At 66.0% G+C, this 17,467-nt stretch carries 15 protein-coding genes, 1 tRNA gene and 1 riboswitch; of the genes, 12 read left to right on the forward strand and 4 right to left on the reverse strand.

Features of this window, described 5'->3' with window-relative positions:
- Positions 1 to 60: 60 nt before the first annotated feature.
- From ACSFA3_RS09235 to thiC, 6 genes are all read left to right on the forward strand, one after another.
- Positions 61 to 2,211: a TonB-dependent siderophore receptor gene (locus ACSFA3_RS09235; RefSeq protein ID WP_435505151.1), complete on the forward strand. Its 2,151-nt coding sequence runs from the start codon at positions 61 to 63 to the stop codon at positions 2,209 to 2,211.
- On the forward strand, positions 2,211 to 3,770 hold the full coding sequence (locus tag ACSFA3_RS09240; RefSeq protein ID WP_435505152.1) for an ABC transporter substrate-binding protein: 1,560 nt from the start codon (positions 2,211 to 2,213) through the stop codon (positions 3,768 to 3,770). The genes ACSFA3_RS09235 and ACSFA3_RS09240 overlap by 1 nt, the downstream gene beginning before the upstream one ends.
- Positions 3,767 to 4,741: an ABC transporter permease gene (locus ACSFA3_RS09245; RefSeq protein WP_435505153.1), complete on the forward strand. Its 975-nt coding sequence runs from the start codon at positions 3,767 to 3,769 to the stop codon at positions 4,739 to 4,741. Before ACSFA3_RS09240 ends, ACSFA3_RS09245 begins: the two co-directional genes overlap by 4 nt.
- Positions 4,738 to 5,517, forward strand: coding sequence for an ABC transporter permease (locus tag ACSFA3_RS09250; RefSeq protein WP_435505154.1), 780 nt, complete (start codon positions 4,738 to 4,740; stop codon positions 5,515 to 5,517). The genes ACSFA3_RS09245 and ACSFA3_RS09250 overlap by 4 nt, the downstream gene beginning before the upstream one ends.
- Entirely contained in the window at positions 5,514 to 6,923 is a 1,410-nt protein-coding gene (locus tag ACSFA3_RS09255; RefSeq protein ID WP_435505155.1) for an ABC transporter ATP-binding protein, read from the forward strand. Before ACSFA3_RS09250 ends, ACSFA3_RS09255 begins: the two co-directional genes overlap by 4 nt.
- Positions 6,924 to 6,927: 4 nt before the next feature.
- Positions 6,928 to 7,037, forward strand: a riboswitch (TPP riboswitch).
- An 81-nt stretch (positions 7,038 to 7,118) separates the two neighbouring features.
- The gene (thiC, locus tag ACSFA3_RS09260) at positions 7,119 to 8,993 is read left to right on the forward strand and encodes a phosphomethylpyrimidine synthase ThiC (RefSeq protein WP_435505156.1); all 1,875 of its coding nucleotides are present in this window, start codon (positions 7,119 to 7,121) and stop codon (positions 8,991 to 8,993) included.
- Here the strand turns inward: thiC and ACSFA3_RS09265 are convergent.
- Together ACSFA3_RS09265 and ACSFA3_RS09270 are read right to left on the reverse strand one after the other, a co-directional pair.
- Positions 8,969 to 9,595 carry a PIG-L deacetylase family protein gene (locus ACSFA3_RS09265; protein ID WP_435505157.1) on the reverse strand — a complete coding sequence of 209 codons (627 nt, stop codon included), beginning with the start codon at positions 9,593 to 9,595 and terminating at the stop codon, positions 8,969 to 8,971. The two genes, thiC and ACSFA3_RS09265, sit on opposite strands and share 25 nt — an antisense overlap.
- Positions 9,596 to 9,606: 11 nt before the next feature.
- Positions 9,607 to 10,320: a sugar transferase gene (locus ACSFA3_RS09270; RefSeq protein ID WP_435505158.1), complete on the reverse strand. Its 714-nt coding sequence runs from the start codon at positions 10,318 to 10,320 to the stop codon at positions 9,607 to 9,609.
- A 133-nt stretch (positions 10,321 to 10,453) separates the two neighbouring features.
- Here ACSFA3_RS09270 and ACSFA3_RS09275 point away from each other — a divergent pair, with 133 nt between their 5' ends.
- From ACSFA3_RS09275 to ACSFA3_RS09290, 4 genes are all read left to right on the forward strand, one after another.
- Positions 10,454 to 11,149, forward strand: a complete 696-nt coding sequence (locus ACSFA3_RS09275; protein ID WP_435505159.1) for an HAD family hydrolase — start codon at positions 10,454 to 10,456, stop codon at positions 11,147 to 11,149.
- Entirely contained in the window at positions 11,146 to 11,991 is an 846-nt protein-coding gene (locus tag ACSFA3_RS09280) for a PA4780 family RIO1-like protein kinase (protein WP_435505160.1), read from the forward strand. The genes ACSFA3_RS09275 and ACSFA3_RS09280 overlap by 4 nt, the downstream gene beginning before the upstream one ends.
- A 51-nt stretch (positions 11,992 to 12,042) precedes the next feature.
- Positions 12,043 to 12,684 (forward strand): glutathione S-transferase family protein, encoded by a 642-nt coding sequence (locus ACSFA3_RS09285; protein WP_435505161.1) that lies wholly within the window; start codon positions 12,043 to 12,045, stop codon positions 12,682 to 12,684.
- Between the two features lie 59 nt (positions 12,685 to 12,743).
- Positions 12,744 to 12,819, forward strand: a tRNA-Gly gene (locus ACSFA3_RS09290).
- Positions 12,820 to 12,903: 84 nt separating this feature from the next.
- On the opposite strand, the gene ACSFA3_RS09295 is transcribed toward ACSFA3_RS09290, so the two are convergent.
- A complete protein-coding gene (locus ACSFA3_RS09295; RefSeq protein WP_435505162.1) occupies positions 12,904 to 13,497 on the reverse strand; it encodes a biliverdin-producing heme oxygenase in 594 nt (197 codons plus the stop codon).
- On the reverse strand, positions 13,494 to 14,528 hold the full coding sequence (locus ACSFA3_RS09300; RefSeq protein ID WP_435505163.1) for an AraC family transcriptional regulator: 1,035 nt from the start codon (positions 14,526 to 14,528) through the stop codon (positions 13,494 to 13,496). Before ACSFA3_RS09300 ends, ACSFA3_RS09295 begins: the two co-directional genes overlap by 4 nt.
- A gap of 116 nt (positions 14,529 to 14,644) precedes the next feature.
- Here ACSFA3_RS09300 and ACSFA3_RS09305 point away from each other — a divergent pair, with 116 nt between their 5' ends.
- Positions 14,645 to 15,826, forward strand: a complete 1,182-nt coding sequence (locus ACSFA3_RS09305; protein ID WP_435505164.1) for an isovaleryl-CoA dehydrogenase — start codon at positions 14,645 to 14,647, stop codon at positions 15,824 to 15,826.
- 19 nt (positions 15,827 to 15,845) lie between these two features.
- On the forward strand, positions 15,846 to 17,465 hold the full coding sequence (locus ACSFA3_RS09310; RefSeq protein ID WP_435505165.1) for a carboxyl transferase domain-containing protein: 1,620 nt from the start codon (positions 15,846 to 15,848) through the stop codon (positions 17,463 to 17,465).
- The last annotated feature ends 2 nt before the right edge of the window (positions 17,466 to 17,467 follow it).

Consider the following 17,467-nt stretch of genomic DNA (forward strand, 5'->3'; position numbering starts at 1 on the left):
TCCTGCCGTCCGGCACGCCTCCAGCGTCGGGCGGTTCGCCTGTTCTTGCCGAGTAATTTCATGCCTTTCATCCGCTACCCGGAACCACGCGTTCCCGTTTCAGCGCGCCCGCTGCCGATCACTTTCGCCATCGCCGTCCTGTTCGCGCCGCCCGTTGCTGCCTTCGCCGCCGACGAACTCTCCACCGTCGAGGTCGTCGGCCGCACCGAGTCCGGCGCCTATCACTCAGACGAAGCCTCCGGCGCCAAGACCGATCTGCCGTTGCGAGAACTCCCTCAATCGGTGCGTATCGTCACCCGCCAGGCCATCGACGACCTCGGCGCCACCAGGCTGGACGACGTGCTCGACTACGTCGGCGGCGTTTCGCGCCAGAACAACTTCGGCGGCCTTTGGGACAACATCTCGATCCGAGGCCTGCCGGGCAACGAGAACACCGGCATGGCGACGCTGTTCAATGGCTTCTCGTCCAACCGCGGTTTCAACGCGCCGCGCGACCTGGCCGGCGTCGAGCGCATCGAGTTCCTCAAGGGCCCTGCCGCGGCCCTTTACGGCAGCAGCGAGCCGGGCGGTACGCTCAACATCGTCTCGAAGCGCCCGCTGTGGACGTCTGCGAACTCGGTCGAAGGCTATGTCGGCAGCTACGGCCTGAAGCGCGGTGCCTTCGACAGCACCGGCCCGGTCGGCGACAGGTTCGCCTATCGCCTGAACGTCGCCATAGAAGACCGCGACAGCTTCCGCGACAACGTCAAGGCGCGGCGCGAAGTGATCGCACCGGCCTTCACCTGGAAGCTCGGGCGCGACACGGTGCTGGAGTATTCGGGCGAGTATCTGCGGCATGCGACGCCGCTCGATCGTGGTGTCGTGGCCGTGAACAGCAGCTTGGGCGCCGTATCGCGCCGGACTTTCCTGGGCGAGCCGGCCGACGGCGACGTGACGGTGACGAACCAGACGCATCAGCTGATCCTGTCGCACGAATGGAGTCCGGCATGGCGCAGTCGCGTCGGGCTGTCTTACCGCGAGACCTCCGTCGAAGGCTTCTCGACCGAGGCGACTGCCTTGCGCGCCAACGGCGACCTCACGCGCCAGCGCCGCTATCGCGATTTCGCTTCCGACGACATCGCGCTGCAGGCGGAGTTGCAGGGCGTCGTGAAGACCGGGCCGGTCGAACACGAGCTGCTGTTCGGCATGGAAAGCTTCCGCTTCGACATGGATTCGCTGATGCTGCGGGCCAACCCGACGGCGGCTGCGCCTTACGCCATCAACATCTACAACCCGGTCTACGGTCAGGCGCAGCCGACGCCCCTCGCCAATACCGACACCCGCGAGAAGCAGCGCAATACCGCGTTCTACGTGCAGGACGCGATCAAGCTGTCGCCGCAGTGGCGCCTCATCGCCGGCCTGCGCGCCGACAACTACGACCAGTCGCTGCTCAATCGCCGCACGGGTGCGCTGGCCGCACAGGAGCCGTCGTCGACGTCGCCGCGCATCGGCCTGAGCTGGCTGCCCGACGCGCAGTGGACCGTGTATGCCAACGTCGGCCGCTCCTTCCGCCCCAATGTCGGCTCCGATGTCGCGGCGCAGGCCTTCACGCCCGAAACCGGCAAAGCATTGGAGCTAGGCGCCAAGTGGGAAAGCGTCGACCGCCGCATGGGTGCGACCGCGGCGCTGTTCGACATCCGCAAGCGCAACGTGCTGACTGCTGACCCGGCCAATGCCGGTTTCTCGGTGGCAGCGGGCGAGATCCGCAGCCGTGGGCTGGAGTTCGATCTGGCCGGTCAAGTCACGACGAACTGGCGCGTCAACGCCAGCCTGGTCTTCAACGATGTCGAGATCACGCGCGACAACACGCTCGAAACCGGTGGTCGCCTGCTCAACGTGCCGAAGGTCAACGGCAGCCTGCTGGCGATGTACGAGAACGCCCTGGCCAACGGGCAGCGCTACGGTGTCGGCGGCGGCGTGACGCATGTCGGGCAGCGGCTCGGACAGGCCCGCACGCAGGCCGAAGCGAACGCCGGCACGCCCGCGTTCGATCTGCCGGCCTACACCACGGCCAAGCTGGTCGGCTACTGGCGCATCAACCCGATGTTGCGCCTCACGGTGGACGTCGACAACGTGTTCGACCGCACCTACTACGCCAGCTCCTACAGCCGCGTCTGGGTGACGCCGGGCACGGCGCGATCGGTCACGGTCGGCCTGCAGGCGAGGTTCTGATGAACGACTTCGAATTCACGCGGCGTACCGCGTTGCGCGTGTCGCTGGCTGCGGCTGGCGTCGCCGCAGCAGCGCGTACGTCGGCATTCGCGCAGTCGGTCCGCACGCCGCTGCAGATCGTCGGGCCCTGGGAAATCGGGGGTCTCGCGCCGGCGAGCAGCGGGTACGTCTTCACGCGGATGCAGATCGCCGAGACGCTCATGGACGCCGCCGACAACGGCACGCCGCTGCCCGGACTGGCACAGCGCTGGAGTGTTTCGCCCGATGGACTGGTCTGGCGCTTCGTGCTGCGGCCGGGTGCGCATTTCCATGACGGCACGCCGGTCACGGCCGATGCCGTGGTGCGTTGCCTGCGTGCTGCGCGCACCCCGCCGGCGCTGCTCAGCGTGGCGCCGATCGTGGCGATCGAGCCAGAGGGCCGAGGCGCGCTGACGATCCGGCTGTCGGCGCCGTACAGCGGCCTGACCGCGCTGCTCGCGCACAGCAGCACGCTGGTGCTGGCGCCGGTGAGTTACGGCCCCGACGGCACGGTGCGCGCCATCGTCGGCAGCGGGGCCTACCGGGTCGTCGTCCTGGAGCCGCCGCAGCGCGTCGAGGCGGTGCTTTTCGACGGCTACGACGGACCGCGTCCGGCGGTCGAGCGGGTGGCGTACCTGTCGGCCAGCCGCGCGGAAACCCGCGCGCTGATGGCGGAGAGCGGACAGGCCGATCTGGCTTTCGGGCTCGATCCGGTGAGCCTCACACGCCTTCGTAAACGCGGCGCGGTGCGCATTGCCGCGGTCACGTTGCCGCGCACGGTCATCGTCAAGGTCAATGCCGGATTGCCTGCGCTGGCCGACGTGCGCGTGCGGCGCGCGCTCAGCCTGTCGATCGATCGTGCCGGCATCGCCAAGGCGTTGTTGCGCGATCCGGAACTGGCCGCGACCCAGCTCTTCCCGCCGACGCTCGGCAGCTGGCACGACGCCTCGCTCGCGCCGCTCGCTTACGACCCCGGTGCTGCGATGCGGCTGCTGACAGAAGCCGGCTGGAGGCGCACACCGGACGGGCTGCGCGACCGCGACGGCCAGCCGCTGCGTTTGTCGATCCGCACCTTCGTCGACCGGCCCGAGCTGCCGGTCATCGCGACCGCGTTGCAGGCGCAGTGGAAAGAGGCCGGCATCGCGGTGCAGGTCGACATCGGCAATTCTGGCGACGTGCCGCGCGGCCATCGCGACGGCAGCCTTCAGCTGGCGCTGGCCGCTCGCAATTACGCGAACATGCCCGATCCGACCGGCACGCTGGCGCAGGACTTCGGCACGAACGGCGGCGACTGGGGCGCAATGGGCTGGAAGAACGACGACCTGGTACAGGCGCTGGCCGAACTGCAACGCACCACGCCGTCTCCTGACCGCACGTCCGTTTTGCGTGCGCAAGTGGCGGCGGCGTTGCAGGAAGGGCTCCCGGTAATTCCGGTGACCTGGTATCGGCAACAGGTGGCCGTGAGCGGTCGCCTGGCCGATGTGAGCCTCGATCCGCTCGAGCGCTCTTATCGACTTTCCGCAATGAGGTGGAGCGCATGAGGACTGTTCATTCCGTTCGCTCTCCCTGGGCCGGGCTGCTGCTGCGTCGCAGCTTCCAGATCGTCGCATTGGCACTGCTGGTCGGCACGGCCTGCTTCTTCATGGCGAGGGCGCTGCCGGGCGACATGGCGATGCGCATCGCCGCCGGTCGCTACGGCTACGACCTGGTGAGCAGCGCGGCCGCCGATGCGGTCCGTGCCGAGCTGGGGCTCGATCGTCCGGTGTGGATCGCGCTTCTGCACTGGTGGGGCGAGATCGTCCGGCTGGACCTTGGCGTTTCGCTGGTCTCCGGCGAACCCGTGTGGCAAGAGGTCGCTCATGCGCTCGGCGAGACGCTGAAGTTGTCGGTCGCGGCTGCGGTGATTGCGGCGGTGATCGGGCTGCCGCTCGGCATCTGGTCGGGCCTGCATGCGGGCGGCTGGGTCGATCGTTTCACGATGGCCGCAGCCGTGTTGTTGCGGGCCTTGCCTTCGTTCCTGCTGGCCGTGCTGCTGATGGTGCTGGTCGCCGTGCGATTCGGCGCGCTGCCAGTGGCGGGAAGCCACGATGCGGGCAGCCTGGTGCTGCCGGCGCTGACGCTGGGACTCGGTCTGGCCGCCGGGCTGGCGCGCGTGACGCGCGGTGCGATGCGCGAGGCTGTGTTGTCGCCGTCGTACGAATTCGCACGCACCAAGGGCCTGTCGGACAGGCAGGCGCTGGTGCGCCACGGCCTGCGGCAGGCGACGGTGCCGGTCGTCACCTATCTCGGCATTCAGGCCGTGTTCCTGGTCGAGGGCGCGCTGGTCGTCGAGACGCTGTTCGCATGGCCGGGTATCGGCCATGCGCTGGTGCATTCGGTGTTCGGTCGCGATGTGCCGGTGATTCAGGGGGCGGCGCTGTGCATGGGCCTGCTGTTCGTGGTGTTCATCCTGCTGGTGGATGCAGCATGCGTGGCGCTCGATCCGCGCCGTCGCACGGGAGATGCGGCATGACGCGCCGTCACATCGGTATGGGCGTGCTGACGCTCGTCGCGCTGTTCTCGCTGCTCGGCCCGTTGCTGGTCGGCATCGACCCGGCGCGGCAGGTGCTGGCGGACAGCCTGCAGGCACCCGGCGATGTGTACTGGCTGGGCACCGATGTGCTGGGACGCGACGTGCTCGCGCGGCTCGCGCATGCGGCGCGGCTGTCGCTCGGTCTGGCGCTGCTCGCGGCCGTCACGGCTGCGGTGCCGGGCGTGCTGCTTGGCGTCGTGGCGAGCTGGCGCGGCGGACGCACCGAGCGCGCGCTGGTGATGCTTGCCGACATGGTGTTGTCCGTGCCGGGGCTGATGCTGGTGCTGCTGTTTGCGGCCATCGCGCCCGGACGGCACTGGGCGCTGTACGTCGGGCTTTCTCTATCGCTGTGGGTCGAGTATTTCCGCGTCTCACGCGCCGCGAGCCGGCCAGTGCTGGCGGGCGATGCGGTGCAGGCTTCGCGGCTGCTGGGTTTCGGTCCGATCTACGTGTTGCGACGCCATTTGCTGCCGGCGCTGGCACCGGTGCTTGGCACGTTGCTGGCCTTCAGCGCGGCGCAGGCCGTGCTCGCGCTGGCTGCGCTGGGCTTCATCGGTGTCGGACTGCAACCGCCGACGCCGGAACTGGGATTGATGATGACCGAATACCTTCCGCACTACGAGGAAGCGCCGTGGCTCATCGGCGCGCCGGTGGCGCTGCTGATGCTGCTGGTCCTGGGGATGATGCTGCTGGCCGGCGATGGGGAGGCGGCATGAGCGATGCGATCCTTCTGTCGGTCGAAGGGCTGTCGGTTCATGTCGGCAGCCGACCGCTGTTGCGCGACGTCTCGTTCAGCCTGCGGCCCGGAGAAGCACTGACGCTGCTGGGCGAAAGCGGCGCAGGAAAGTCGCTGCTGGCGCAGGCGGTGATGGGCAATCTGCCGGACGCCCTGCGCGCTGGCGGCACCGTGACCGTGGACGGCGCACGCAGCCGGGCGCAGGACGCATACGCGCGACGCCATCTGTGGGGCCGCACGCTGGCGCTACTGCCTCAGGAACCGGCGCTGGCCCTCGATCCGCTGATGCGTGTCGCGCCGCAGCTGGTCGAGTCGCATGCGCTGGTGCGAGGTGTCGATGCCGAAACCGCACGTGCTGCGGCCCTGCAAGACCTCCAAGCCGCCGGCCTGTCCGATGCCGCACTGCAGTACCCGTGGCAGCTGTCCGGCGGCATGGCACAGCGCGCCGCCGCCGCCGTGGCGAGCGCCGGCGGCGCCCGTGTGCTGCTGGCCGACGAGCCCACCAAGGGGCTCGACGCGCATTGGCGCGACCGCACGGTCGACACGCTGCGCGCCGTGCAGAGCGAAGGCGGCTGCGTCGTCGTGATCACGCACGACCTGCGCGTGGCGCAGGCGCTCGGCGGGCGGCTGATCGTGTTGCGTGGCGGCGAGGTGGTGGAGCAGGGCGACACGCGCGTCGTGCTCGCGGATCCGCAGCATGCGTTCACGCGCCGGCTTGTCGAAGCCAACCCCGCGCGCTGGGTCCGGCGAGCCGTACCCGCACGCGGCGAGCCGGTGCTGGCTGCGCGCGAGCTGACCAAAAGTTTCGGCAAGCGGACGCTTTTCAGCGACGTCGACCTGGACATCCGTCGCGGCGACCGGCTGGTCGTGCGCGGTGCCAGCGGCACCGGCAAGAGCACGCTGGGCAACGTGCTGCTCGGCCTGCTGCAGCCGGACCGCGGCAATGTGCAACGGGCCATCGGCCTGCCGGGCACCGCGCTGCAGAAGCTCTACCAGGACCCGGCCGCGTCGTTTCCGCCGACGGTCAGCCTGGAGCAGTCCTTGCGCGATGCGGCGGGTCTCCATCGCTACCCATGGCTGACCGTGGTGCAGCGGCTCGAGCGCCTTGGCGTGCCGCAGGAACTGCTGGCGCGGCGTCCGTCCGAGGTGTCGGGCGGCGAATTGCAGCGCATCGCCCTGGCGCGCGTGCTCGTCGCGCGTCCTGCGCTTCTGTTCGCCGACGAGCCGACTTCGCGTCTCGATCCGCTGTCACAGCAGGAAGCGATGGCGGTGCTGCTGGATGCTGTTGAAGAGAGCGACACCGCGCTGCTGCTGGTGACGCATGACGACGACATCGCGGATGCGGTGGGCATCGGTTCTTTGCGGCTCGAGCCTGAGCCGCACTAGAATCGATTCCGCTCCGGGGCGCACGTATCGACGTGCTGAGACGGCGATCCTCATCGCCGAACCCGCGAACTTGACCCGGTTAGTACCGGCGGAAGAAGAGCTGCAGTTCCCCTGATCCACAGGTCCGTTTCGTTTTCGGGCCGTGGGTCCGTCGAGCGATTGCGGAGCACCCCATCCACAACAGGAGTGCCCCGCATGAATGCCGTCGACAAGTTCGCCTCTCTGCTCACGCTCACCCGCGAGCCCTTTCCCGCTTCCACCAAGTCAGCCATCGTCGGCAGCCTGCCGGACCTGCGCGTGCCCGTGCGCGACGTCGCGCTCAGCAACGGCGAGATCGTCTCGCTCTACGACACCTCCGGTCCGTATACCGACGCGGCAGTCGACATCGACGTGCGGCGCGGCCTGCCCGATGTACGCGGCGGCTGGATCGCTTCCCGCGGCGACACCGAAAGCTACGAAGGGCGGCAGCTCGCCGCGCTCGACGACGGCGTGAAGGGCGAGGAGAACCTGCGGATCGCCCAGCTCCGCGCCGACGCGGCCGCGCTTCAGCGCACGCCGCGCCGCGCGAAGTCCGGAGCGAACGTCACGCAGATGCACTACGCGCGCCGCGGCATCGTCACGCCCGAGATGGAATACGTCGCTTTGCGCGAGAACGGCAAGCGCGAGTGGATGGCCGAATACCTGGCCGACGAAGAACGCGCGAAACGCGTGGCGGGCAACCCGATGGGCGCGCGCATCCCGCAGATCATCACGCCCGAGTTCGTGCGCGACGAAGTGGCGCGCGGCCGCGCCATCATCCCGGCCAACATCAATCATCCCGAGGTCGAGCCGATGGCGATCGGGCGCAACTTCAAGGTGAAGATCAACGCCAACATCGGCAATTCCGCCGTGACTTCGAGCATCGAGGAAGAGGTCGAGAAACTGGTCTGGGCGATCCGCTGGGGCGCGGACAACGTGATGGACCTTTCGACCGGCAAGAACATCCACACCACGCGCGACTGGATCGTGCGCAACTCGCCAGTGCCCATCGGCACCGTGCCGATCTACCAGGCGCTGGAGAAAGTCGGCGGCGTTGCAGAGGACCTGACCTGGGCCATCTACCGCGATACGCTGATCGAGCAGGCCGAGCAGGGCGTCGATTACTTCACCATCCACGCGGGCTTGCGGCTGGCTTTCATTCACCTCACGGCGAAGCGCATGACGGGCATCGTGTCGCGCGGCGGCTCGATCATGGCCAAGTGGTGCATCGCGCATCACAAGGAAAGCTTCCTGTACACGCACTTCGAGGACATCTGCGACATCATGAAGGCGTACGACGTGAGCTTCTCGCTCGGCGATGCGCTGCGTCCGGGCAGCGGCGCGGATGCCAACGACGAGGCGCAGTTCGCCGAGCTGCGCACGCTGGGCGAACTCACGCAGGTGGCCTGGAAGCACGACGTGCAGACCATGATCGAAGGCCCCGGTCATGTGCCGATGCACATGATCCAGGCCAACATGGACGAGCAGCTCAAACACTGTCACGAGGCGCCGTTCTACACGCTCGGCCCGCTGACCATCGACATCGCGCCGGGCTATGACCACATCTCCAGCGCCATCGGCGCGGCAATGATCGGCTGGGCCGGCACTGCAATGCTCTGCTACGTCACACCGAAGGAACACCTGGGCCTGCCCGATCGCGACGACGTGAAGCAGGGAATCATCGCGTACAAGATCGCGGCGCATGCGGCCGACGTGGCAAAGGGCCATCCGGGTGCGCGCTCTCGCGACGACGCGCTGAGCAAGGCGCGCTTCGAATTTCGCTGGCACGACCAGTTCAACCTCGGACTCGACCCCGACACCGCACGTGAATTCCACGACGAGACGCTGCCGAAGGACGTCAGCAAATCGGCGCATTTCTGCTCGATGTGCGGACCGAAGTTCTGCTCGATGAAGATCACGCAGGAGGTGCGCGAATATGCCACGCAGCGCGGCATCGGCGAGGCCGACGCGGTGACCGAAGGCATGGCCGGCAAGTCGGCCGAATTCAAGGCCGGCGGCAGCGAGATCTACATCCTCAAGCGGCCGAGCTGAAACACTTCGGCGTGCCCGTGCACGCCGGCATAGGTCCAGGCGTCGCCTCGCGCGACAGCCTCCATCGCACCGCCCCAGCGGTCATCGCCGTATTTGCCGCGCTGGCTGTCGAACGCGTTGATCGCCTGGATCTTGGCTCGGATGTTGGCGGGTGACAGGATGCTGACCACGTTCGGCTGGAAAGGAATGTCGGGCCGGCCGCTCGGATAGGTCGGCTTGAACATCAGGAAGTTCGGCACCTTCCGGGCGGCCGCGACGGCGATCTTGTAGGCGCTCACATGGTCCTGATGCGTATCGGCATGGAAATGCGTGAATACGGTGTCGGGCGCGAGGGTCCGGATGATGTCTTCCAGCTGTTCCAGCAGCATGTTGAAGCTGTCCCGCAAGCGCGTGTCCTGCCCGCCGAGAGCGTAGACGCGGTCGACATCCAGGTGCATGCAGGCGGCACGGCTTTCGCGATGGCGCAGATTGGCCTCCTGTGCGGAAAGGATGGCAACGTGTACCTGCCGGCCGTCGGCGCGCCATTTGTGGATCGAGCCACCGGCATTGAGCTCTACGTCGTCCGCATGCGCGCCCACTAGCAGAATTGTCTGGCCGATCATCGAATGTCTTCCTAGTCGCCTGCAAAGACTGCGCGGGTGGTCTTGAGCAGGATCGACAAGTCCAGCCGGATCGACCAGTTTTCGACGTAATACACATCCAGTTCGACGCGCTGGGCGAATGTGAGCTGGTTCCGTCCGCTCACCTGCCACAGTCCGCTGATGCCCGGCCGCACGGCGCAATAGTGGCCCCATGCGTCTCCGAACATGCTCGCCTGCCGCTCCAGACAAGGTCGCGGTCCGACGAGGCTCATGTCGCCGATGAGAACGTTCCAGAACTGCGGAAACTCGTCGAAGCTCGACTTGCGGAGGTAGCGGCCGATCCGCGTGATGCGCGGGTCTTTTCGCAGATGCTGGAAAGCATTCCATTCGGCGCGGGCATCCGGGTCCCGATCGAGCAGTTCCCTGAGCACACGGTCGGAGTCCGTCACCATCGAGCGGAACTTGTAGAAATGGAAGCGGCTGCCGCCTCGTCCCATGCGGGTCTGCCGGAAATGGACCGGCCAGCCCGAGGAAAGCCCGACGCACAGCGCGATCGCGAGCAGCAGAGGTGCGAACAGCGCAAAGAACGCCAGTGCGCCGACGATGTCCATGGCGCGCTTGACCGCGCGCTGCCCTAGAGAGAGCGTGCGTGGATGTGCGCGGAATCCCGCGTGGCCGGACGACTTCGCTGCGCGCCGCACCGAAGTCTGCCCACGTACTGCCGTCGAATCTTCGGAAAAGAACACGCTACCGACCTTTGCATCTGGATACTTTGACGTATGAATAGTAACTTAGTACTACAGAATTTGTATGTCAGGGAATACCGTTCGGCGAGGGTTTGCGACGCTTCGAGAAACCACAACTGGCTACCATCGACGCATGAAGTCCATCTTTCCCTTCGATGCCGTGCTGTTCGACTGCGATGGCGTACTCGTCGACTCCGAACCCATCACCAACGGCGTATTGCGCGACATGCTCGAGGAGCGCGGATGGACGCTGAGCAGCGACGAATGCATGCGTCTCTTCATCGGCAAGGCGGTGAAGGACGAGCGCTCGCTGATCGAGGCGAACACAGGCGTTCCGCTGACCGACGAGTGGCTGAAAAGCTTCTGGGCGCGGCGCAACGTGGTCCTGGACCGCGATCTGATCGAGATTCCGGGCGCGCCTGCTGCAGTCCGCGCATTGCACGCGACGCTCGACGGCCGCATCGCCTGTGCATCGGGCGCCGACCGACTCAAGGTGGAGCTGCAGCTCAAGAAGATCGGCCTGTTCGATGCCTTCGACGGCCGCATCTTCAGCGGCCACGAGACGCCGCGCTCCAAGCCGGCGCCCGACGTCTATCTTGCTGCGGCAAAAGCGCTCGATGCCGATCCGGCTCGCTGCGCGGTGATCGAAGACACGGTGACAGGCGCAATGGCCGGCGTGACGGCCGGCGCCACTGTTTTCGGCTACAGCCCCGGCGGCCTGGGACACAGCGGAGCAGAAGCGTTGCGCGGCGTCGGCGCGGCGGCAATCTTCACCGACATGGCGCAGCTGCCGGCGATGCTGGCCGACTGGCGCAAGGCAGCGGCATGAAAGCGCCGCCGCGCCTGCAGTCGCTGGTCGACGAAGGCCTGATCGATACCGTCGTGCGCCAGCTCATGAGCGGCAAGGAAGCGATGGTCTACGTGGTGCGTTGCGGGGACGAGACGCGCTGCGCCAAGATCTACAAGGAGGCAACCAATCGCAGCTTTCGGCAGGCTGTCGACTACACCGAAAACCGCAAGGTCAAGAACACGCGACTGCAGCGCGCGATGGCCAAGGGCACGAAATTCGGTCGGCAGGCCACCGAGGCCGCGTGGCAGAGCGCCGAAGTCGATGCGCTCTACCGGCTGGCCGCGGCCGGCGTGCGGGTGCCCGAACCCTATAACTTCTGCGACGGCGTGCTTCTGATGGAACTGGTGACGGATGCCGAAGGCGACGCCGCGCCGCGCCTGAACGACGTCGTTTTCACGCCCGAGGACGCGCGCCGCCATCATGCGAGCCTGCTGGTCGAGGTCGTGCGCATGCTGTGCGCCGGCGTCGTGCACGGCGACCTGTCGGAGTTCAACGTGCTGCTGGCTGCCGACGGTCCGGTGATCATCGATCTGCCTCAGGCCGTCGACGCGGCCGGCAACAACCACGCGCGGCGCATGTTGCTGCGCGACGTCGACAATCTCAAGAATTTCTTCGGCCAGTTCGCACCGGAATTGCTCAAGACGCACTACGGTGCGGAAATCTGGAGCCTTTACGAGCGCGGGGACCTGTCGCCGGAGACCGGGCTGACAGGCCTCTTCAAGCATGCGACCGGTCCGGTCGATCTGGGCGGCGTAATGCGCGAAGTCGACGATGCGCGCGCAGAGGAAGCGGCCCGGCTGCTGCGCATGGCCGCGCGCTGACGGCGTCTTGGCCGACCTCGCCGATCGCAACGAAGATTTATCGTCTTGGACATGCTTACGATCCATCATCTCGGCAAGTCCCAATCCGAACGCATCGTCTGGCTCTGCGAAGAGCTCGGCGTTCCTTATGAGTTGAAGCATTACGTTCGCGATCCGGTCACGATGCTGTCGCCGCCTGAATTGCGGGCGCTGCATCCGCTGGGCGCCGCGCCGGTCATTACCGACGGCGAACTGGTTCTGGCCGAATCGGGCGCCATCGTCGAGTACATCATCGGGAAATACGGCGCGGGGCGGCTCGCACTCGGACCGGCGCATCCTGACTTTGCGCAGTATCTGTACTGGTTCCATTTTGCCAATGCGAACCTGCAGCCGAACATGGGGCGCAACATGGTGTTGAAGCGACTCGATCTTGCGACGGACGATCCGACGCTGGTCGGGATGCGGGGTCGGCTGGATCGCGCGATGGCGCTGGTCGACGCACGACTGGGCGAGTCCGAATACCTGGCCGGCAGCGAATTGACCGCGGCGGACATCATGATCGTGTTCACGCTGACCACGATGCGCTACTTCATGCCTCTGGATCTATCGCCGTACTCGAACATCCTTTCTTATCTGGCGCGCATCGGATCGCGCGAGTCCTACCAGCGCGCGATGAAGAAAGGCGATCCTGGAATGACGTTGCTGCTCACCTGAAGATCGGCATCCTCGAGAAAGCCCGGATTTACGTTATATAATTCGAGACGCAAAAAATTGCGGGATTAGCTCAGTTGGTAGAGCGATACCTTGCCAAGGTATAGGTCGAGAGTTCGAGTCTCTTATCCCGCTCCAGACACGGCGGCTTCAAAAGCGTCTCATGAACGGGGCCAGGAATTCTTTCCTGGCCCCGTTTTCACTTGTTCAGGCTGTTTGCGATCAGGCATGCAAGTCGAAATGGCGCTGCAACAGATTGCCGAACCGCCCATATGCGGCCAACGCGCCCTGGATGATCGCATCGTGCGTTTCAGGCGCCAGCGCTTCATCGTCCAGCGAGGCGACGAACCGGCGCCATACCGTCGCCCGACCCTCCGGATACGCTGCCAGATTGCGAGCACCGAAATCTGCCGTAAGCCCGAGATTGCGCTCGGCCTCCTTGAACAGAAATGCGGCGCCCAGCGTCGAACCTTCCGAAACGTACAGCCAGCCGAGCGCCTCAGGCATGTTCACACCGATGCTCGCCAGCGCATCCTGCGGCACGATTGCGCCTAGATCCGCAAGATCGGAGAGCGACGCTGCTTCGCGGCCACGCGCGTCGAGGTCGGCCACGGCCGCTCGGACGGCCGGATCGGCGAACAGATGTTCGATGTCGCGTTGGAACAGGTATTGCGCGGCGACGAACCGTGCGTAATGCTTCAGGTCGGCGAACGGTTTTCCTCGTTCCATGAGGTCGTGCATGCGCAGGTGTTGCGGTTCGGTTTCTGCCTTTAGGCGTTGCGAGAGAGAAGGAGGGCGAGCGATGGATGTCGTCATGGATGCTGAAAGGATACGCGCCGAAACTCGCCCGGTGTCATGCCGGTCCATCCGAGAAATGCGCGCGAGAAACTCTTTTCGTTCCTGAAACCGACGGCCAGCGCGATCTGCTTGATCGGCCTTGCGGTACGGCGCAGTTGCTCGACCGCTTGTGCATGTCGCACCTCGTCTTTCAGCGTCTGCAACGAAAGCCCTTCCTCGTGCAGTTGGCGGTGCAGCGTCCGGCTCGAGATGTGAAGCAGACCCGAGATCCCCTCTGCGTTGAAGACTTCAGTGCTGTGAGTCTGCAGCAACTCGCGCACGCGTTCGCCCAGCAACCGGTCGCGCCGATACTGCAGCACCGTCAGCGGCAATGCGCGCTTGAGCATGGTCCGCAGTGCGCGTTCGTCGCGTTGCAGCGGCAAAGCGAGGTAGCGCTCGTCGAAGCTGTAGCCGGCGCGCGGCATGTCGAAATGCAGGCTGCCGCCGAACATCAGCGGATAGGAATCGCCGTGCGCGGGCAGCGCGAACGGGAAATGCGCTTCCCGAAGCGAAATGCGCGAGTCGATTGCCCATGAGGCATATCCGTGCAGGAAGCGCAGGCTCGACACCAGGCACAGTTCGCGAAATACGCCCAGCGGCCGGCGTTCCTCGATCGACACCGTCGCCACGCCGCCGCTTAACCGCAGGTCGAGCGCAATGTCGTCGGTAAGCAGACGATGGTGCCGGCACCAGCGCTTGATCGCCACGCCGAGATCCGGTGCGGTCAGCGATGCGCGACACAGCATGCCGTAACTGCCCCACGGCAGCCGGCGCGAGAACCAGCCGAGCGCCTCGTCGTCGAGCTCCTGCATCGCATGCGCGTTGAGCGCCTCGAATTGCGCGGCCGTCACGCGAGCAGCCGGATCGCCGACGGTTTGCGGCGCGATCTGTGCCGCATGCAGCGCTGCGGCCGGATCGGCACCGTAATGCGTATAGGCCCGGACGATCGCCTGCACAAAAGCCATCGGCGTCGCGGCACGAGCGGATTTGAGAAGCGTCGGCGAGGACATGGAAGATGGAAAAGACTGCGGGAAAACGTGGCTGGATTTGCAACCATTGTGGCGGCATCTGCGGACTTCACGGGCGTAAGCTGCATCTTTGCGAGCAACAGCAAGGAGACAAACCCATGCCATCGACGACCCTTCCGGGCCTGAACTTCGACCTCGGCGACACCGTCGATTCCCTGCGCGACGCCATCGTCGATTTCGCGGATGCGGAAATCGCGCCGCGCGCCGCAAAGGTCGACAGCGAGAACCTGTTCCCGGCCGACCTCTGGAAAAAGCTCGGCGACCTCGGCCTGCACGGCATGACCGTCTCCGAGGAATACGGCGGCACGCAACTCGGCTACCTCGCGCACATGGTCGCGATGGAGGAGGTGTCGCGAGCATCGGCTTCGGTCGGGCTGTCGTACGGGGCGCATTCGAACCTGTGCGTGAACCAGATCCACCGCAACGGCAGCCAGGCGCAGAAAACGAAATACCTGCCGAAGCTGGTCAGCGGCGAGCATGTCGGCGCATTGGCGATGAGTGAGCCGAATGCCGGCTCCGACGTCGTCAGCATGAAGCTGCGCGCCGAGAAGAAGGGCGATCGCTACGTGCTCAACGGCAGCAAGATGTGGATCACCAACGGCGGCGATGCCGACACGCTGGTCATCTATGCCAAGACCGAGCCCGAGATGGGCGCGCGCGGCATGACGGCCTTCATCGTCGAGAAGGGCTTCGCGGGCTTTTCTGCCGGTACCAAGCTCGACAAGCTCGGCATGCGCGGCTCCAACACCTACCCGCTGTTCTTCGACAACTGCGAGGTGCCGGAGGAGAACGTGCTCGGCGGCGAAGGCATGGGTGCCAAGGTGCTGATGAGCGGCCTCGACTACGAGCGCGCCGTGCTGTCGGGCGGCCCGCTCGGGATCATGGCCGCATGCATGGATGCGGTGATTCCGTTCGTGCACGAGCGCAAGCAGTTCGGCCAGAGCATCGGCGAGTTCCAGCTGATGCAGGGCAAGCTGGCCGACATGTACTCGACCTGGCAGGCCACGCGCGCCTACGTGTACGCGGTCGGCAAGGCCTGCGATCGCAACGACCATGCGCGCAGTTTTCGCAAGGATGCCGCCGGCGCGATCCTGTATTCGGCCGAGAAGGCGACGTGGATGGCCGGCGAAGCGGTGCAGGCGCTGGGAGGCGTCGGCTACACCAAGGATTTTCCGGTCGAGCGGCTGTGGCGCGATGCCAAGCTGTACGAGATCGGCGCCGGCACGAGCGAAATCCGCCGCATGCTGATCGGTCGCGAACTGTTTTCCGAAACGTCCTGAATCCGAACGCCAACATCCGATGAGCAAGCTCGAAACCAAACTCAACGCCCGCTCCGCGGACTTTCAGGCCAACGCCGCAGCGATGCGGGCGCTGGTCGACGACCTGCACGCCCAATTCGCCAAGGTCGAGGCCGGCGGCGGCGAGGCTGCGCGCGCCAAGCATGTCGCACGCGGCAAGCTTTTGCCGCGCGACCGCGTCGCCGAGTTGCTCGACCCGGGCACGCCCTTTCTGGAGATCGCGCCGCTCGCCGCCTACGGGATGTATCTCGACGGCAAGGGCGCGGAATCGGCACCGGGTGCCGGGCTGATCGCCGGCATCGGTCGCGTCAGCGGCGTCGATTGCATGATCGTCTGCAACGATGCGACGGTGAAGGGCGGTACGTACTACCCGATGACGGTCAAGAAGCACTTGCGCGCGCAGGAAATCGCCGAGCAGAACCGCTTGCCGTGCATCTACCTAGTCGACTCCGGTGGTGCCAACCTGCCGAACCAGGACGAAGTCTTCGCCGACCGCGAGCACTTCGGCCGCATCTTCTACAACCAGGCCAACATGAGCGCCGTCGGCATCCCGCAGATCGCGGTGGTGATGGGTTCGTGCACGGCCGGCGGCGCCTACGTGCCGGCGATGAGCGACGAATCGATCATCGTGAAGGAGCAGGGCACAATCTTCCTGGGCGGCCCGCCGCTGGTGAAGGCCGCGACCGGCGAGGTCGTTACGGCCGAGGACCTGGGCGGCGGGGACGTACACACGCGGCTGTCGGGTGTGGCGGACCATCTGGCGCAGAACGATCTTCATGCGCTGTCGTTGGCGAGGTCGGCGGTGGCGAATCTGAATCGCGAGGCCATTCGCAGCACAGACACGGTTCGCGAGGCTCCGGCTTTTCCACCGGAAGAGCTCTACGGCGTCATCCCCACCGACACCCGCAAACCTTTCGACGTTCGCGAAATCATCGCCCGCATCGTCGACGGCAGCGAGTTCCACGAGTTCAAGCAGCGCTTCGGTGCCACGCTGGTCTGCGGTTTCGCGGAGATCGAGGGCATGCCGGTCGGCATCGTCGCCAACAACGGCATCCTGTTTTCCGAGTCCGCGCAGAAAGGCGCGCACTTCATCGAGCTGTGCTGCCACCGCAAGATCCCGCTCGTGTTCCTGCAGAACATCACCGGCTTCATGGTCGGCCGCAAGTACGAGAACGAAGGCATCGCGCGCCACGGCGCCAAGATGGTGACTGCGGTGGCGACTGCCAACGTTCCCAAGTTCACGATCATCATCGGCGGCAGTTTCGGCGCCGGCAACTATGGCATGTGCGGCCGCGCGTATTCGCCGCGCTTCCTCTGGATGTGGCCCAACGCACGCATCAGCGTGATGGGCGGCGAGCAGGCCGCGAGCGTGCTCGCCACGGTCAAGCGCGACGGTATCGAACTGAAGGGCCGCAGCTGGAGCAAGGACGAGGAAGAAGCCTTCAAGGCACCGATCCGCCAGCAATATGAGGAGCAGGGCCATCCGTATTACGCGACGGCGCGGCTATGGGACGACGGGATCATCGATCCGGCCGATACGCGGCGCGTGCTGGCGCTGGGCTTGGCTGCTTCGCGCAACGCGCCGATACCGGAGCCGAAATTCGGCATCTTTCGGATGTGATG

Origin of the sequence: Variovorax glucosi, assembly GCF_051216695.1 — a bacterium.
Lineage (GTDB): Bacteria > Pseudomonadota > Gammaproteobacteria > Burkholderiales > Burkholderiaceae_C > Variovorax.

Bases quoted from the DNA above. Each gene is read 5' to 3' on its own strand.
- ACSFA3_RS09235 (WP_435505151.1), top strand. From the start codon at position 61: ATGCCTTTCATCCGCTACCCGGAACCACGCGTTCCCGTTTCAGCGCGC.
- ACSFA3_RS09240 (WP_435505152.1), top strand. From the start codon at position 2,211: ATGAACGACTTCGAATTCACGCGGCGTACCGCGTTGCGCGTGTCGCTG.
- ACSFA3_RS09245 (WP_435505153.1), top strand. From the start codon at position 3,767: ATGAGGACTGTTCATTCCGTTCGCTCTCCCTGGGCCGGGCTGCTGCTG.
- ACSFA3_RS09250 (WP_435505154.1), top strand. From the start codon at position 4,738: ATGACGCGCCGTCACATCGGTATGGGCGTGCTGACGCTCGTCGCGCTG.
- ACSFA3_RS09255 (WP_435505155.1), top strand. From the start codon at position 5,514: ATGAGCGATGCGATCCTTCTGTCGGTCGAAGGGCTGTCGGTTCATGTC.
- thiC (WP_435505156.1), top strand. From the start codon at position 7,119: ATGAATGCCGTCGACAAGTTCGCCTCTCTGCTCACGCTCACCCGCGAG.
- ACSFA3_RS09265 (WP_435505157.1), bottom strand. From the start codon at position 9,595: ATGATCGGCCAGACAATTCTGCTAGTGGGCGCGCATGCGGACGACGTA.
- ACSFA3_RS09275 (WP_435505159.1), top strand. From the start codon at position 10,454: ATGAAGTCCATCTTTCCCTTCGATGCCGTGCTGTTCGACTGCGATGGC.
- ACSFA3_RS09280 (WP_435505160.1), top strand. From the start codon at position 11,146: ATGAAAGCGCCGCCGCGCCTGCAGTCGCTGGTCGACGAAGGCCTGATC.
- ACSFA3_RS09285 (WP_435505161.1), top strand. From the start codon at position 12,043: ATGCTTACGATCCATCATCTCGGCAAGTCCCAATCCGAACGCATCGTC.
- ACSFA3_RS09295 (WP_435505162.1), bottom strand. From the start codon at position 13,497: ATGACGACATCCATCGCTCGCCCTCCTTCTCTCTCGCAACGCCTAAAG.
- ACSFA3_RS09300 (WP_435505163.1), bottom strand. From the start codon at position 14,528: ATGTCCTCGCCGACGCTTCTCAAATCCGCTCGTGCCGCGACGCCGATG.
- ACSFA3_RS09305 (WP_435505164.1), top strand. From the start codon at position 14,645: ATGCCATCGACGACCCTTCCGGGCCTGAACTTCGACCTCGGCGACACC.
- ACSFA3_RS09310 (WP_435505165.1), top strand. From the start codon at position 15,846: ATGAGCAAGCTCGAAACCAAACTCAACGCCCGCTCCGCGGACTTTCAG.